This is a genomic window from Labrys sp. Lb11, from assembly GCF_057554225.1.
In genome coordinates this window covers 305561-320914 of the sequence record NZ_BAAJOT010000002.1, presented here as the reverse complement: position 1 = coordinate 320914, position 15354 = coordinate 305561, and the positions used below count along the sequence as shown (strand labels likewise).

The following is a 15354-nucleotide window of genomic DNA, read 5'->3' as shown; positions in this document are numbered from 1 at the left end:
CCGCCGGTCTCCCGCAGCGCAAAAAAATCGACGAACGTCGCGCAGCTTTCAATTGTTGTCGTTTGTAGGTTGCTTGCCTGGAGCCCGCCGAACCACGATAGTGGGCGAGGCGAAAGCTCATCCAAAAGAGCAAGCCGACCAGACGGATACTTGCAGGGGACAACGAACATGGCAGACAAGCAATCCAGGCAGGGGTCGTCGGGGCTGATCCTCGACCGCCGCGAGCTGATGGCAGGCGCCGCGGCGCTCGGTCTCGGATTCGGCTTCGGCACGGGACCGATGATGGGACCGGCTCTGGCGCAGGAACAGCCGAAGAAGGGCGGGACGCTTCGCCTCGGCATGGAGGGCGGCAGCGCCTCCGACAGCCTCGACCCGCGCACCTACGCCGACTCGATTCCGATCTCCTATGGCTGGCAGATCTGGAACGGTCTGACGGAGGTCGACGAGAAGGGCGACATCGCCCCCGAACTGGCGGAGAGCTGGGAGGCCAAGCCCGGCGCGACCACCTGGATCTTCAACATCCGCAAGGGCGTGACCTTCACGTCGGGCAAGACGCTCGACGCCGACGACGTCATCTATTCGCTCAACCTGCACCGCGGCGAGACCAAGTCGGGCGCCAAGGACCTGATGAGCGGCATCGCCGACGTCAAGAAGCTCACCCCCAACCAGATCGAGATCACGCTGAAGAGCGGTGATGCCGACCTGCCCTTCGTCTTCGCCGACTATCACATCCTGATCGTGCCCAACGGCTTCACCGACTGGTCGAAGGCTGACGGCACCGGCGCCTATGCCCTGGAAAGCTTCGAGCCCGGCGTGCGCGTCATCACCAAGAACAAGGGCAACTACTGGAAGCCGAACCGCGGCAATTTCGACAGCATCGAGCTGCGCTACATCCCCGACGCGGCGGCCCGCACCCAGGCGCTGATCTCCGGCCAGGTCGATGCGATCAACCGGCTCGAGGCGCGCACCGTCGACCTGCTGATGAAGGCTCCGACCGTCCACGTGGTGCGCACCAAGGGCACCGGCAACCGCTTCGCCTTCGTGGCGCGCTGCGTCGACGACCCCTACACCAACAACGACATCCGCCTCGCCCTCAAATACGGCATCGATCGCCAGAAGATCATCGATACCGTGCACAAGGGCTATGCGACCATGGGCAACGACACCACGATCGCGCCCTCGGCCAAGTACTATGCCAAGGACGTACCGCAGCGCCCCTATGACCCGGACAAGGCGGCCTTCCATTTCAAGAAGGCGGGGATGGCCAACGCCAAGCTGGAGCTGCAAGTGTCCGAGGGCGCCTTCTCCGGCGCGACCGACTCGGCGGTGCTCTACCAGGAGGCGATCAAGAAAGCCGGCATCGACCTGCAGGTCAAGCGCGTGTCGGGCGACGGCTACTGGGACAATATCTGGCTGAAGGTGCCGTTCTGCGCCGTCTACTGGGGCACCCGCCCGACCGTCGACAACCAGTTGTCGCAGACCTTCCTGTCGACGGCGAACTGGAACGACACGGCCTGGAAGCGTCCCGACTTCGACAAGATCATCTTCGAGGCCCGCGCCGAGCTCGACGAGGCCAAGCGCCAGCAGCTCTATTCGGAGGCGCAGCGGATGATCAACGAGGACGGCGGCATGGTGTGCTTCGCCATCGGCGATTATCTCGACGGCTATTCCAAGAAGGTGAAAGGTACGGCGCCGCATCCGCACTACGACATGTGCGACCAGCGCATCGCCGAAAAAGGCTGGTTCGCCTGACGGGCGCCTTTCGCCCGGGCCGGCCGGCGCGGATCGCAGACCTGTCCGGTCCATGGCGGTGCGCAGAGCCTGGGCGATGCTCGGGGAGTCCGGGGAGCCCCGGACCGTGTCCTGACTTCCCACGGGGGCGACCGATCCGGCCCGGATCGGTCGCCCTCCAGGTCAATCTTCCTCCGACATGAAAGGACTTGCCTTTGCTGCGTCTTGTCGCGACACGGGCCGGCCTCGGGATCTTGACCCTCTTTGCGGTTTCGGTGCTGATCTTTTTCTGCACGCAGATCCTGCCCGGTGACGTTGCCTCAGCCGTGCTCGGCAACCAGGCGACGCCGGAAGCCCTCACGGCCTTCAGGCTCGAGCTCGGCCTCGACCGGCCCGCCTATCTGCGCTACCTCGACTGGTTGTGGGGCGTTCTGCATGGCGATCTGGGCAAGGCGCTGACCAACAAGCGCGACATTCTCAGCGAGCTGTGGCCTCGCTTCCTCAACACCCTGTTCCTGGCCGGCTACGCGGCCCTGATCGCCGTGCCGCTCGCCGTGGGCCTCGGCATTCTGGCCGCCATCCGCGAGGGCCGCTGGTCGGATCGGCTGTCGAACGTGCTCACCCTGGTCGCGATCTCGATGCCGGAGTTCTTCATTGGCTATCTCCTGATCATCCTGCTGGCGATCCAGTTCCCGCTCTTTCCGTCGCTTGCCACGGTCTTCTCCGGCATGCCCGTGGGCGAGCGCTTCTACGTCACCACGCTGCCGGCGCTGACGCTGACGCTGCTGGTCACCGCGCACATGCTGCGCATGACGCGCAACTCGGTGCTGGCGATCATGTCGACGCCCTATGTGGAAATGGCCTTCCTCAAGGGGATGACGCGCTCGCGCGTGGTCTCGCGCCATGCCCTGCCCAACGCCGCCGGCCCGATCGTCTCGGTGGTGGCGCTCAACCTCGCCTATCTCGTGGTCGGCGTGGTCGTGGTGGAGAACGTCTTCACCTATCCCGGTGTCGGGCAATACATGGTCGATGCGGTGTCCAAGCGCGACGTGCCGGTGGTGCAGGCCTGCGGCCTGGTCTTCGCCGGCGTGTTCGTCATCCTGAACACCGTCGCCGACATCGCGGCGATCCTGGTCAATCCGCGCCTTCGGCATCCAAGGTAGAGAGGCGCCCATGACCCTGCTCGGACACAAACCCCCGCTCACGGCGCAGATCGGCATCCTGATCATCGCGCTCAACCTGTTCGTGGCGATCTTCGGACCCTGGCTCGCGCCCTACTCGGAATCCCAGTCGGTCGGGGGCACGTGGGATCCGGCGTCCCCGGCGATGTGGCTGGGCGCCGACCAGATCGGCCGCGACATGCTCACGCGCCTGATCTACGGCGCTCGCATGACCATCGGCATCGCGCTGGCCACCACCCTGATCTCCTTCGCCATCGGTGTAACGCTCGGATTCGTTGCCGCCGTGATGGGCAAATGGGTCGACGTGATACTGTCGCGCCTCGTCGACGTTGTGCTGTCGATTCCGCTCCTGATCTTCGCCCTGATCATTCTGGGCGTGTTCGGCTCGTCGATCCCGGTACTGGTGCTGACCATCGCGGTGCTCGACTCCACCCGCGTCTTCCGTCTCGCCCGCGCGCTCGGCATGAACCTGGCGGTGCTCGAATTCGTCGAGGTGGCGCGCCTGCGCGGCGAGGGGCTGTGGTGGGTGATCAGCCGCGAGATCCTGCCCAACGCCGCCGCGCCGCTGATGTCGGAGTTCGGCCTGCGCTTCTGCTTCAACTTCCTGTTCGTCGCGGCGCTGAGCTTCCTCGGGCTCGGCGTGCAGCCGCCCTATGCCGACTGGGGCGGCATGGTCCGCGAAAACGCGGCTGCGATCAATTTCGGCATGTTCGCGCCGCTCTACCCGGCGGCGGCGATCGCCCTGCTCACGGTCGGCATCAACCTGGTGGTCGATTGGCTGCTGTCGATCGACGCCCGGCCGTCGGGCGCACAAGCGGAGATGTGAGGGCCATGAGCGGCACGACCACACGCGAGAAGACCGCGGGCGAGGACAACATCCTGGTCCTGGAGAAGCTGCGGGTCGAGACCATCTCCGGCAAGGTGTTGGTCCACGACGTCGACGTCACGCTGAAGCGCGGCGAGATCCTCGGGCTGATCGGCGAGTCCGGCGCCGGCAAGTCGACGATCGGCCTGGCCTCCATGGCCTATGCCCGCGCCGGCATGCGCATCACCGGCGGCAAGATCATGCTCGACGGCACGGAGCTGCGGGCCTCGACCGCCGCGCACCGGCGCACGATGCGCGGCAAGAGCATCGCCTATATCGCCCAGAGCGCCGCCGCCTCGTTCAACCCGGCCATGTCTCTGATGGACCAGGTGTGCGAGGCCCCGGTCGTGCATGGGGTGATGACCCGCCCCGAGGCCGAGGCCTACGCCAAGAAGCTGTTCCGGACGCTGCAATTGCCCAACCCCGACACGTTCGGGGACCGCTACCCCCATCAGGTCTCGGGCGGCCAGTTGCAGCGCGCCATGGCGGCCATGGCGATGAGTTGCCGGCCGGATGTGATCGTGCTCGACGAGCCGACCACGGCGCTCGACGTGACCACGCAGATCGAGGTTCTGGCGCTGCTGCGCGACCTGATCCGCGAGTTCGGCACGGCCGGGCTCTACATTACCCACGACCTCGCCGTGGTGGCGCAGATCGCCCATCGCATCATGGTTCTGCGCCACGGCAAGATGGTCGAGGTCGGCGGCGCCAAGCAGATCCTGGAAGAACCCAGGACCGATTATGCCCGCGCCCTGGTCAATGAGCGGCGTGACGCCGAGCACCATGCCCTGGAGGAGCCGCCGCGTCATGTCGAGCCGGTGCTGCGCATCGACAATGTCGATGCGGGCTACGGGCCGGTGCTGGTGGTCAAGAAGGCCAGCGCGGTGATCGCCAAGGGCGAAACCCTGGCCGTGGTCGGCGAGTCCGGCTCGGGCAAGAGTTCGATGGCCCGCATCGTCGTCGGCCTGCTGCCGCGCTGGAGTGGCGACGTCAGGCTGATGGGCGAGAGCCTGTCGCCGGCCTTGGCGCAGCGCCCGCGCGAGGTGTTGCGCCGCCTGCAGATGGTGCACCAGATGCCGGACGTGGCGCTCAACCCGCGTCAATCGCTCGAGGCGATCATCGGCCGCCCGGTGGATTTCTACTTCAAGCGGTCGGCCAAGGCCGTGCGCGAGCGGGTGATGGAGTTGCTGACGCTGGTCGGCCTGCCGACCGAGTTCGCCAGCCGCCGGCCGGGCCAGCTCTCCGGCGGCCAGAAGCAGCGCGTGTGCATCGCCCGCGCGCTGGCGGCGGAGCCGGATGTGATCATCTGCGATGAGCCGACCTCGGCGCTCGATCCGCTGGTGGCCGAGGAGATCCTCAAGCTGCTGAAGCGCCTGCAGGACGATCTCGGCCTCGCCTACATGTTCATCACCCACGATCTCGGCACGGTGCGCCGCATCGCCCATCGCACGGCGGTGATGCTGAAGGGCGAGATCATCGCCCAGGGGCCGACGGCCGACATCTTCGCGCCGCCGTTCCATCCCTATACGGAGAAGCTGATCTCCTCCGTACCGGAAATGGACACGACCTGGCTCGACCAGATCCTGGCCAAGCGCAAGGTTGCCTGAGCCTGGCGCCGGAGCCTGCCATGACCGACGGCGTCGACGTCACCGAGCACCTGCTCATCCCGCTGGCCGACGGCACGCGGCTGGCCGCCAGGCTCTGGCTGCCGAAGACGGCGCTGCAGCGCCCGGTCCCGGCTATCCTGGAATATATCCCCTATCGCAAGCGCGACGGCACGCGTGGGCGCGACGAGCCGATGCACGGCTGGTTCGCCGCCCAGGGCTATGCGGCGATCCGCGTCGACATGCGTGGATCCGGTGAGTCCGACGGGCTGATGGCGGACGAATATCTGCAGCAGGAGCTCGACGATGCCTGCGAGGTGATCGCCTGGCTCGCGGCCCAGCCCTGGTGCTCGGGGCGGGTCGGCATGATGGGCAAGTCCTGGGGCGGCTTCAATGCGCTGCAGGTGGCGGCGCTGCGGCCGCCGGCGCTGCATGCGATCATCACCGTCTGCTCGACCGACGACCGCTATGCCGACGACATCCACTACATGGGCGGGGCGCTGCTCAATGACAATCTGTGGTGGGCGACGATCATGCTCGGCTACCAGTCCCGCCCGCCGGATCCGGCGCTGGTGGGCGAGGGCTGGCGGGAGCAATGGCTGGAGCGGCTGGAGAACCTGCCCTTCTTTCCGGCGCTGTGGCTGGCGCATCAACGGCGCGACGCCTATTGGCGGCACGGCTCCGTTTGCGAGGATTTTTCCGCCATCACCTGCCCGGTGTTCGCCGTCGGCGGCTGGGCCGATGCCTATTCCAACGTGGTGCCGCGCCTTCTCGCCGGGCTCTGCGTCCCGTGCCTCGGCCTGATCGGCCCCTGGGCGCATGTCTATGCCCAGGATGGCAACCCGGGCCCGGCGATCGGCTTCCTGCAGGAGGCGCTGCGCTGGTGGGACCATTGGCTGAAGGACGAGGACCGCGGCATCATGGCCGAGCCGATACTGCGCGCCTTTGTCGAAGAGTGGACGCCCCCGGGCCATCGCAACCCCGTGCCGGGCCGGTTCGTCGGCGAGACGGTCTGGCCATCGCCGCGCATCCGCCCACGCAGCTTCGCGCTCGACCGGTCCGGCCTGCGCGGGGCCGGGGGCGAGCCGGCCGATCTGCCTGTCCGCTCCCCGGCCTGGACCGGTCTTGCCGTCGGCGAATGGATGGGCACCGGCGTCGCCGGCGAGGAGGCGGCCGACCAACGCCATGACGATGCCTTCTCCCTGGTGTTCGACAGCGAGCCGCTCGGCGAGCGCATGGAGATCCTCGGCGCGCCGGAGCTTATGGTCGAGCTCGCTTCCGACAAGCCGGTGGCGCAGCTCTGCGCCCGGCTGTGCGACGTGGCGCCCGACGGCTCCTCGCGCCGCGTCGCCTACGGCGTGCTCAACCTGACCCACCGCGACAGCCATGCCGAGCCGGCCGCGCTGGAGCCCGGCCGCTTCGTCCCCGTCCGGCTGCAACTCAACGATTGCGGCCATGCCTTCGCGCCGGGCCATGTCGTCCGGCTGGCGCTGTCGAGCGCCTACTGGCCGCTGGTCTGGCCGGCGCCCGAGGCGGCGACGCTGACGCTGCGCTGTCCCGGCCGGCTCGTCCTGCCGGAGCGCCCGCCGAGCGAGGCGGACGCGACCATCCGCTTCGAGCTGCCCGTGCGCGGCAGGCCGGCGGCGACCAGCAGGGTGGCCGAGGGGCGCATGACCCGCACCACGGCGCTTGACCTGCTCACCGGGGTCGCGACCTACGTCACGCATGGCGAGGGAGGGCTGTTCGGCGAAGGCGTGCTGCGCTTCGACGAGATCGACACCACCCTGTCCCACAGCCTCAGGCGCGAGCTGACGATCGGGCGCGACGATCCGCTCAGCGCCCGCTACCGACTCGCCCAGGACTACGAGATGGGCCGCGAGGGGTGGCGCATCCGCATCGAGACGCGCACGGCGATGCGGGCGACGCTGACCGAATTCGTGCTGGACGGTGCCGTCGACGCCTATGAGAACGGCACCCTGGCCGCTTCGCGCCGCTGGTCGCAGACCATCCCGCGCGATCTGCTGTAGCGCGCCTCTCCGGGCCGGAAAGGCGCGGGCAGGCCTACGCGTCGACGGAGTCCTCAAGCCGGACGTCATAGCCCCAGAGGCCGCGGATATGACGCAGCACCTGGTCCCGGTTGTGATCCGACAGGCCGACGCCGTTGCGTGCGGTGTGCCGGAGCAGGAGCTCGCGGTTGCCGAGCAGGTCGACGTCGGCCACCTGGACGTCCGGGTCCGCGGCGCCGGCATCGTAGCTGTCGGCGAGCGCGTTGCGCACCCGACGATAGCCATCCTCGTCGTGGATCGCGTCGATGCGGTAGGTCGGCTCCTCGGCCCTGTCGGTCAGGAGAAAGAGCTTCAGCTTGCGGATGAGGTTCGGGCTCAGGAACTGCCGGATGAAGGATTCGTCGCGATAATTCGCCCAGATATCCTTGAGCGTGCCGCACCAGTCGCCGTTGCCGGCGATATCGGGGAACCACTCCCGGTCCTCCCGGGTCGGGGCGACGCAGATGCGCTCGATGTCCTGCATCATGGCGAAGCCGAGGGCATAGGGGTTCATGCCGCCATAGCGCGGATCGTCGAAGCCGGGCTGGAACACCACATTGGCGTGGCTGTGCAGGATCTCCAGAAGGGCGCCTTCCGAGATCAGGCCCTTGTCGTAGAGCCGGTTGACGATGGTGTAGTGGACGAAGGTGGCGCAGCCCTCGTTCATCACCTTGGTCTGGCGCTGGGGATAGAAGTACTGCGCCAGGTTGCGAACGATGCGCAGCAACTCGCGCTGCCAGTCCTTCAGGGTCGGGCTGTGCTTCTCCAGGAAGTAGAGGAGGTTCTCCTCCGGCAGCCGCAGGCCCTGCTTGCGAGCCTGGATCTCGACCTCGCTGAGCGTCGGCTGATGGGCGCGCCCGGTGGTCGGCACGGTGCGCCAGAGATCGCGATAGGTGCGATCCTCGTGCTGCAGCCGTTCGCGGCGCCGCTTCTCGTACTCGCCCATCTTCAGCTTGGCCGGGCGCTTGTAGCGGAACACGCCCTGGTTCATCAGGGCATGGGCGGCGTCCAGAACCGGCTCGACCGCGTCGATGCCATGGTGCTCCTCGCATTCGGCGACATAGTGCTTGGCGAAGTCGAGGTAGTCGAGGATGCCTTCCGGGTCGGTCCACTGCTGGAAGAGGTAGTTGTTCTTGTAGAAGTGGTTGTGCCCGAAGGCGGCATGGGCGAGCACCAGCGTCTGCATCGCCATGGTGTTCTCTTCCATGTAGTAGCTGATGCAGGGGTTGGAATTGATGACGATCTCGTAGGCCAGCGCCTGGTAGCCCTTGCGGTAAAGCATCTCGTCGCGGACGAAGCGCTTGCCGAACGACCAATGGGCATACATCAGCGGCATGCCGATCGAGCAATAGGCGTCGAGCATCTGCTCGGCCGAGATGATCTCGATCTGGTTGGGGAAGACGTCGAGGCCGAGCTCGCCGACCGCGATCTCCTTGATCGCGTCGAAGGTGCGCTGCATCGTCTCGAAGTTCCAGTCGGCCGCTTCGAACAGCAGGCGGGTCCCGGCCCGGCCGGCGCCCGCAGCTGCGTGACGGGTCGCGTGGGTCATCGCACCGCCCCCTTCCGGTTCTGCTTGGCGAAGAGCTCGCGGAACACCGGGTAGATGTCGGCCCGTCCTCCGACCTGCTTCATGGCGAAGTTGGGCGCCTTGCCAGCCAGCGTGGAGTAGCCGCGCCACAGTTCCTTGGCGCGTGTGGGCACCACCGGGCTGTCGTCGAGGCGGTCGGCGATCTCGATATAGGCGTAGTACTGCGACAGCGGCAGGATGGCGGTGCGGATGAGCTCGACGCAGCCGAGCGTGTCGCTGCCCGGGTTGTCGCCGTCCGAGGCCTGGGCACAATAGACGTTCCAGTCGGCGACGGGATAGCGCTTCTCGCGGATCTCCAGCATCTTCTTCAGGGCCGAGCTGACCACCGTGCCGCCCGACTCCCGGCCATAAAAGAATTCCTGCTCGTCGACCTCCGCCGCCTCGTGGGTGTGGCGGATGAAGACGATGTCGACCCGGTCGTAGCGGCGCTTGAGGAAGAGGTGCAGCAGGATGAAGAAGCGCTTGGCGAGGTCCTTCTCGCGTTCCCCCATCGAGGCCGAGACGTCCATCATACAGAACATCACCGCCTTGGTGCGCGGCACCGGCTGCGGCTCGAAGCGGTTGAAGCGCACGTCGATCGGGTCGATGTAGGGGATGGCGCGGCGGTGGCGCTTCAGCCGCTCGATCTCGGCGAAGGTCTCGGCAATGCGTTGGCGCTGGGCGATGTCGGGGGAATCCTCCTCCTGCAGCGCCGCCAGCTCGTCGTCGAGCTGCCGGATCTGGTCTGCCGTCGGCCGGCGCAGGGCGAGGCGCCGGCTCAGGCTGTGGCGCATGGTGCGCCGGATATTCATGTTGGGCGTGGTGCCGTCGCTGGAATAGCCGGCACGGCGGAATTCCGTGGCCGTACTCTCCTTCAGCGAGGCCTTGACTAGGTCGGGCAGCTCGAGATCCTCGAACAGAATGTCGAGGAACTCGTCCTCGGACAGGGCGAAGGCGAAATTGTCCTCACCGTCGCCGCCGTCGGACGGCTCCCGGCCCGAGCCGCTGCCGCCTCCGGAAGGCTTGTCGATGCGGTCGCCGGGCACGAACTCCTTGTTGCCGGGAAAGACACGCTCCCGACTGCCCCCGACATCGGAGAGCTGGAACTGCGGCTCGCCGATGCCGCCGGACGGGATCGAGACCGATCCGCCCTTGGCGGCGTCGGCGACGGTGCGGTCACGGACTGCCTTGTCGACCGCCTCGCGGAGCTGTCCCCGGGTGCGGCGGAGGAAGCGCTGTCGGTTACCCAGGCTTTTGTCCCTGGGATTGAGGCGGCGGTCGATAAACTGTGGCATTGCCGTTACTCACTGTCCATCACCCGGCCTTGTTGACCCGCATATACCATTCAACCAGACGGCGGACCTGTCGTTCCGTGTAGCCGCGAGCCTTCATCCGATCGAGGAAGTCGGCATGCTGCTTCTCGGTCTTGGAGTCCTTCTTGGTGCCGAAGCTGATGATGGGCAGCAGATCCTCGACCTGGCTGAACATTCGCTTTTCGATAACCTCCCTGATCTTCTCATAGCTGGTCCAGGCCGGGTTGCGGCCCTGGTTGGCGGCGCGCGCCCGCAAGGCGAACTTGACGATCTCATTGCGGAAGTCCTTGGGATTGGCGATGCCCGCAGGCTTCTCGACCTTCGACAGCTCGGCGTCGAGGATCTGGCGGTCGAAGACCTGGCCGGTGTCCGGGTCCTTGAAATCCTGCTCCTCGATCCAGGCGTCGGCATAGGCGATGTAGCGATCGAACAGGTTCTGGCCGTACTCGCTGTAGGATTCGATATAGGCTTTCTGGATCTCGCGGCCGATGAACTCGGCATAGCGCGGCGCCAGGATCGACTTGATGAAGTCGAGGTAGCGCTCCTCCATCTCCCGGGGGAACTGCTCGCGCTTCAGGGCCTGCTCGAGGACATACATCAGGTGCACCGGATCGGCTGCGATCTCCTCGGTGTCGTAGTTGAACGTCTCGGACAGCACCTTGAAGGCGAATCGTGTCGAAATACCGGTCATGCCCTCGGAAACGCCGGCGGCCTCGCGATATTCCTGGATCGACTTCGCCTTGGGGTCCGTGTCCTTCAAGTTCTCGCCGTTGTAGACGCGCAGCTTGGAGAAGAGCGGGGAATTCTGATGCTCCTTCAGGCGCGAGAGCACGCAGAAGCGGGCCAGGATCTCCAGCACCTCCGGCGCGCGCGGGGCGCCACCGAGGTCGCTGCCTTCCAGCAGCTTGGCATAGATCAGCGCCTCCTCGTTGGCTCGCAGGCAGTAGGGCACCTTGACCACGCAGATGCGGTCGAGGAAGGCTTCGTTGTTCTTGTTGTTCTTGAAATGCTCCCATTCCGACTCGTTGGAATGGGCCAGGATCAGGCCCTGGAAGGGCAGGGCGCCGAGGTTCTCGGTGCCGGCATAGTTGCCCTCCTGCGTCGCGGTCAGCAGCGGATGCAGCACCTTGATCGGCGCCTTGAACATCTCGACGAACTCGAGCAGGCCCTGGGTGGTGCGGTTGAGTCCGCCCGAATAGCTGTAGGCGTCCGGATCGTCCTGGGCGAAGTGCTCCAGCTTGCGGATGTCGATCTTGCCGACCAGGGCGGAGATGTCCTGGTTGTTCTCGTCGCCCGGCTCGGTCTTGGCGACGCCGATCTGGCGCAGCTTCGAGGGGTACATCTTGATGACGGAGAACCTCGACAGGTCGCCCTCGAACTGGTCGAGCCGCTTGGTCGCCCAAGGCGAGCAGATGCCGGTGAGGCGGCGGGGCGCGATGCCGTACTCCTTCTCCAGGAGGGGCGCCATCGTCTCCGGCCGGAACAGGCCGAGGGGCGACTCGAACACCGGACTGACCTCGTTGCCGGCCGCCAGGACATAGATCGGCTGGGCCTCCATCAATTGCTTGAGCCGCTCGGCCAGCGAGGACTTGCCGCCGCCGACCGGACCGAGCAGATAGAGGATCTGCTTGCGCTCCTCGAGGCCCTGGGCGGCGTGCTGGAAATAGCTCACCACCCGCTGGATCGTGTCCTCCATGCCGAAGAAGCCGGCCATGGTCGGGAAAATCTTGATCGTCCGATTGAGGAAGATGCGGCCGAGGCGGGGATCGGTGCTGGTATCGATCACCTTCGGGTTGCCGATGGCGGTCACCATCCGCTCCGCCGCCGTGGCATAGAAGCTCGGGTCCTCCCGGCAGCCCGCGAGGTAGTCGGTCAGGCTCATGACCTCGCGCCGCTCCCGCTCATAGGAGGAGGAGAAGAGGTTGAAGATTTCCGCGCTTTTCATCGACATGGCATGGACCGTATCGGCAATGCTGGTCTCAGCCAGCACACGCGCCGCCTTGGCATTCATTGCGAACCTCCAATGCGATCAAGAAAACTCCCGATGCATTCGAGGCTGGGCCCGAATAGTTAAAAAGGTATTTAAATTTGTGTCGATCTGAGACGATGTCAACCTCCGAGGCATTTCCGCACACCCTCGGCCGGGGGATGCGGCGGATGCTGGCAGGTCGGGCGATCTGAGGAGAGTTTGCACAAGGACTTCGTGGGCGTACTGCCCCTTTGCGCACTGTCGACAGCCGATGCCCAGCCTTCCATAACTCTCTCTGGCAACGTGGTGCTGACCATAGGGGACAGCAAGTGCGGTCACGAGATCGTGAGATCTATACTGCCACGGGCTCGTCTTGTTCCCCAGTTACAATAACTTCATTCTACTCAGAAATATTTCCCGGCCTGTTTCTCAGGAAGCACGCTGGCGCCGTCATGTGCAACGAAATTCCAGGGTGGGTGCAACTCGTCCCACGGCCCCGTCCACCATCGGGACAGTCGGTACCTCGCTGGCAGTCAAGCAAAAGTCGGGCCAGATTCTGCCGCCGTCTGGCGCAGAGAGGGCGTCGTGGGGATGTTTCGTTCAGGGGCGGCATGATCCAGGATCGGCACAGGCCGGTGTGCCATGCCGGCCGGCTTCCGGCGGCCCCTCAGCGATAGCCGGTGGCGTCGGCCGGCTTGCCGGCGTCCTGCACCTCCACGACATAGCGCCAGGCATCGGGACGGGAGCCGTCGAGGTCGGTGAAGCCGTAGACCTTCGCGAGATCGCCGCTCGACAGGGACTGGCCGTTCCAGCGCCCCCGGTCCGGATCGGCGGCGAGGGCGGCGACGGCGCGGCCGACGAAGCGCGGCGTCTCGGAGATGATGAAATGCGGCACGGCACGCGTCGCCTCGCGCCAGGTCGCCTCGGTGACGCCATAGGTCGCCAGCATCATCTCCGAGCGCAGCCAGCCGGGCGTCAGCGACAGGGCCGTCGCACCGTGGGGGGCGAGGTCCTTGGCATGGGCCCAGGCCATGCGGTTCACCGACACCTTGGCGAGGTCGTAGAAAGGCGAGAGGCGGTAATGGCCGGCATTGTAGGCTGCCGTGCCGTCGGTGACCTCGACCAGCAGGCCGCCCGGGCGCTCGATCAGCAGCGGCAGGGCGTGGTGGGCGGTGATCAGGTGGGTGTCGACGCCGAGCCGCAGCAGCCGCAACCCGTTCTCCAGATTGTGGTCCCACACCGGCTTGTTCCACTCGAACAGAAGTTCGCCGCCCCAGACGTCGTTGACCAGAATGTCGAGCCTTCCCTGCTCGGCGCGGATGCGCTCGACCAGGACGCGAACCTCGTCGCTGACGAGATGGTCGACGCGCACCGCAATGCCGCGGCCACCGGCGGCCGAGACCAGATCCGCGGTCTCCTCGATGGTCTCGGGCCGGGCATAGTCGGATCGATGCTCGCGGGTGGTCCGTCCGGTCACGTAGACGGTGGCGCCAGCCGCCCCCAACTCGACTGCGATGCCGCGCCCGGCGCCGCGGGTCGCACCGGCGACAAGCGCCACCTTTCCCTGCAATGTCATGAGAATCTCCCCGGCCGCGCTGCCCAAGAGCAGGTTGGCTCTCGTCGTTGCGGTGATATATAAACAATCGTTCGGTTATATTTGGAAGTCAAGATGCCCCGCCCCAAGACGCGCCCCGACAGCGACGTGCTGGCTGCCGCCCTGCAGATCATCCATGCGCGGGGCCCGGAAGCGCTGACCTTCGCCAGTCTTGCCCAGGCCTGCGGCCTTTCGGCGGCGACGCTGGTGCAGCGCTTCGGCAACAAGGAGGAGCTGAAGCGCGCCGCCCTGCTGCATGCCTGGGACCGGCTCGACGCCGAGACCCGGCGCCTTTCGGCGGCGTTGCCGCGCACGCCCGACGGCGCGGTCCGGATGCTGGTGGCACTGTCGGGCAGCTATGGTGGCATCGAGGCCTATGCCGAAGGCCTGCTGGTGCTGCGCGAGGATCTGCGCGACCCGGCGCTGCGCGCCCGCGGCGGCGCCTGGAAGGCGATGCTGGTCGAGGCGCTCGACGGATGCTTCGCCGGCATGCCCGGCGCGCCGCGCGACATCGGCTTGCTGGCGGCCTCGCATTGGCAGGGCGCCCTGCTGTGGTGGGCCTTCGAGCCGCAGGGCGCGGTGGCCGATCAGGTCGAGGCGAGCCTGCGGCGTTTCGTGGCCGCCCTGGCCGTGCCCCGCGCCTGAGCGGGGGGCGGCGCTCAGGCCGCGTCGGCCTCGGGCGTCGCTTCGATCAAGCGCACCAGCCCGTCCCAGGCGCCCGGCGCCGCGGCGACGACGCGTGCACCGTCGGCAAGCGTGCCGCGCTCGAGGAACTCCTCGGTCCGGCCGCCGGCCTCGCGGACCAGGCAGAGCCCCGCCAGACAGTCCCAGGCGTTCATGTGCGGCTCGTAATAGGCGACGAGCCGGCCGGCCGCGACATAGGCCAGCATCAGCGCCCCCGAGCCGTTGCGGATGAACATGCCGCCTTCGTGGAGCAGGCGGTTGAGGAAGCCGGTGATCGCTTCCGGCGGGACGCGGTGGTTGGCGCCGATGCCGAGAACGCCGTCGGCGAGGCTGCGGTCGCCGGCGAGCCGCAGCGGCGCTCCGTTCAAGGTCGCGCCGCCGCCGATGGTGGCCGCGAAGAGCTCGTCGCGGACGGGGGCGTGGATGACGCCGAGCACGGTCTGCAGTCCGAGGGTCACCGCCACCGAGACGCACCAGGACGGCAGGCCGAAGACGAAGGGGCTGGTGCCGTCGACCGGATCCATCACCCAGCAATAGCCTGACGTGCCGGCCTCCAGGCCGTATTCCTCGCCGAGCAGGCTGTCCTGCGGGAAGGAGGCGTGGATGCGCTCGCGCAGCAGCCGCTCGCACGCCTTGTCGGCGGCGGAGACCACGTCCTGGGCATTGGTCTTGGTTTCGACCGCGAGCGAGGCGCGGTCGTTGAAATAGCCCAGCGCCAGGGCGCCGGCCTCGCGGACGGCGCTGCGGGCGAGGTCGAGGCGGGCGGCGATCTCGGCGGTCTGGGGGGCGGTCATGGTCGGT

11 protein-coding genes are annotated in these 15354 nt (G+C 66.8%); 6 read left to right on the top strand and 5 right to left on the bottom strand.

What is annotated here, in order from left to right; translation table 11 throughout:
* Window positions 1-168: 168 nt before the first annotated feature.
* The 5 genes from AC27L4_RS06635 to AC27L4_RS06615 all read left to right on the top strand — a co-directional run bounded on the left by AC27L4_RS06635 (window position 169) and on the right by AC27L4_RS06615 (window position 7408).
* Window positions 169-1752, top strand: a complete 1584-nt coding sequence (locus tag AC27L4_RS06635; RefSeq protein ID WP_487141282.1) for an ABC transporter substrate-binding protein — start codon at window positions 169-171, stop codon at window positions 1750-1752.
* A gap of 194 nt (window positions 1753-1946) precedes the next feature.
* A complete protein-coding gene (locus AC27L4_RS06630; RefSeq protein ID WP_487141281.1) occupies window positions 1947-2894 on the top strand; it encodes an ABC transporter permease in 948 nt (315 codons plus the stop codon).
* A 10-nt stretch (window positions 2895-2904) separates the two neighbouring features.
* Window positions 2905-3738, top strand: a complete 834-nt coding sequence (locus AC27L4_RS06625) for an ABC transporter permease (RefSeq protein WP_487141280.1) — start codon at window positions 2905-2907, stop codon at window positions 3736-3738.
* 5 nt (window positions 3739-3743) lie between these two features.
* Window positions 3744-5384 (top strand): ABC transporter ATP-binding protein, encoded by a 1641-nt coding sequence (locus tag AC27L4_RS06620; protein WP_487141279.1) that lies wholly within the window; start codon window positions 3744-3746, stop codon window positions 5382-5384.
* 20 nt (window positions 5385-5404) lie between these two features.
* Window positions 5405-7408 (top strand): CocE/NonD family hydrolase, encoded by a 2004-nt coding sequence (locus tag AC27L4_RS06615; protein WP_487141278.1) that lies wholly within the window; start codon window positions 5405-5407, stop codon window positions 7406-7408.
* A gap of 34 nt (window positions 7409-7442) precedes the next feature.
* On the opposite strand, the gene AC27L4_RS06610 is transcribed toward AC27L4_RS06615, so the two are convergent.
* From AC27L4_RS06610 to AC27L4_RS06595, 4 genes are all read right to left on the bottom strand, one after another.
* Entirely contained in the window at window positions 7443-8975 is a 1533-nt protein-coding gene (locus AC27L4_RS06610) for a SpoVR family protein (RefSeq protein ID WP_487141277.1), read from the bottom strand.
* On the bottom strand, window positions 8972-10288 hold the full coding sequence (locus tag AC27L4_RS06605; RefSeq protein WP_487141276.1) for a YeaH/YhbH family protein: 1317 nt from the start codon (window positions 10286-10288) through the stop codon (window positions 8972-8974). Before AC27L4_RS06605 ends, AC27L4_RS06610 begins: the two co-directional genes overlap by 4 nt.
* A 19-nt stretch (window positions 10289-10307) precedes the next feature.
* Window positions 10308-12257 carry a PrkA family serine protein kinase gene (locus AC27L4_RS06600; RefSeq protein ID WP_487141917.1) on the bottom strand — a complete coding sequence of 650 codons (1950 nt, stop codon included), beginning with the start codon at window positions 12255-12257 and terminating at the stop codon, window positions 10308-10310.
* 685 nt (window positions 12258-12942) lie between these two features.
* Window positions 12943-13851, bottom strand: a complete 909-nt coding sequence (locus AC27L4_RS06595; protein WP_487141275.1) for an SDR family oxidoreductase — start codon at window positions 13849-13851, stop codon at window positions 12943-12945.
* Window positions 13852-13944: 93 nt separating this feature from the next.
* Here AC27L4_RS06595 and AC27L4_RS06590 point away from each other — a divergent pair, with 93 nt between their 5' ends.
* Window positions 13945-14514 (top strand): TetR/AcrR family transcriptional regulator, encoded by a 570-nt coding sequence (locus tag AC27L4_RS06590; RefSeq protein ID WP_487141274.1) that lies wholly within the window; start codon window positions 13945-13947, stop codon window positions 14512-14514.
* Window positions 14515-14528: 14 nt separating this feature from the next.
* Here AC27L4_RS06590 and AC27L4_RS06585 read toward each other — a convergent pair whose 3' ends face one another.
* A complete protein-coding gene (locus tag AC27L4_RS06585) occupies window positions 14529-15347 on the bottom strand; it encodes an inositol monophosphatase family protein (protein WP_487141273.1) in 819 nt (272 codons plus the stop codon).
* Between the last annotated feature and the right edge of the window lie 7 nt (window positions 15348-15354).

Coding starts and splice junctions, on each gene's coding strand:
- AC27L4_RS06635 (WP_487141282.1), top strand. CDS start 169: ATGGCAGACAAGCAATCCAGGCAGGGGTCGTCGGGGCTGATCCTCGAC.
- AC27L4_RS06625 (WP_487141280.1), top strand. CDS start 2,905: ATGACCCTGCTCGGACACAAACCCCCGCTCACGGCGCAGATCGGCATC.
- AC27L4_RS06620 (WP_487141279.1), top strand. CDS start 3,744: ATGAGCGGCACGACCACACGCGAGAAGACCGCGGGCGAGGACAACATC.
- AC27L4_RS06615 (WP_487141278.1), top strand. CDS start 5,405: ATGACCGACGGCGTCGACGTCACCGAGCACCTGCTCATCCCGCTGGCC.
- AC27L4_RS06610 (WP_487141277.1), bottom strand. CDS start 8,975: ATGACCCACGCGACCCGTCACGCAGCTGCGGGCGCCGGCCGGGCCGGG.
- AC27L4_RS06605 (WP_487141276.1), bottom strand. CDS start 10,288: ATGCCACAGTTTATCGACCGCCGCCTCAATCCCAGGGACAAAAGCCTG.
- AC27L4_RS06600 (WP_487141917.1), bottom strand. CDS start 12,257: ATGTCGATGAAAAGCGCGGAAATCTTCAACCTCTTCTCCTCCTCCTAT.
- AC27L4_RS06595 (WP_487141275.1), bottom strand. CDS start 13,851: ATGACATTGCAGGGAAAGGTGGCGCTTGTCGCCGGTGCGACCCGCGGC.
- AC27L4_RS06590 (WP_487141274.1), top strand. CDS start 13,945: ATGCCCCGCCCCAAGACGCGCCCCGACAGCGACGTGCTGGCTGCCGCC.
- AC27L4_RS06585 (WP_487141273.1), bottom strand. CDS start 15,347: ATGACCGCCCCCCAGACCGCCGAGATCGCCGCCCGCCTCGACCTCGCC.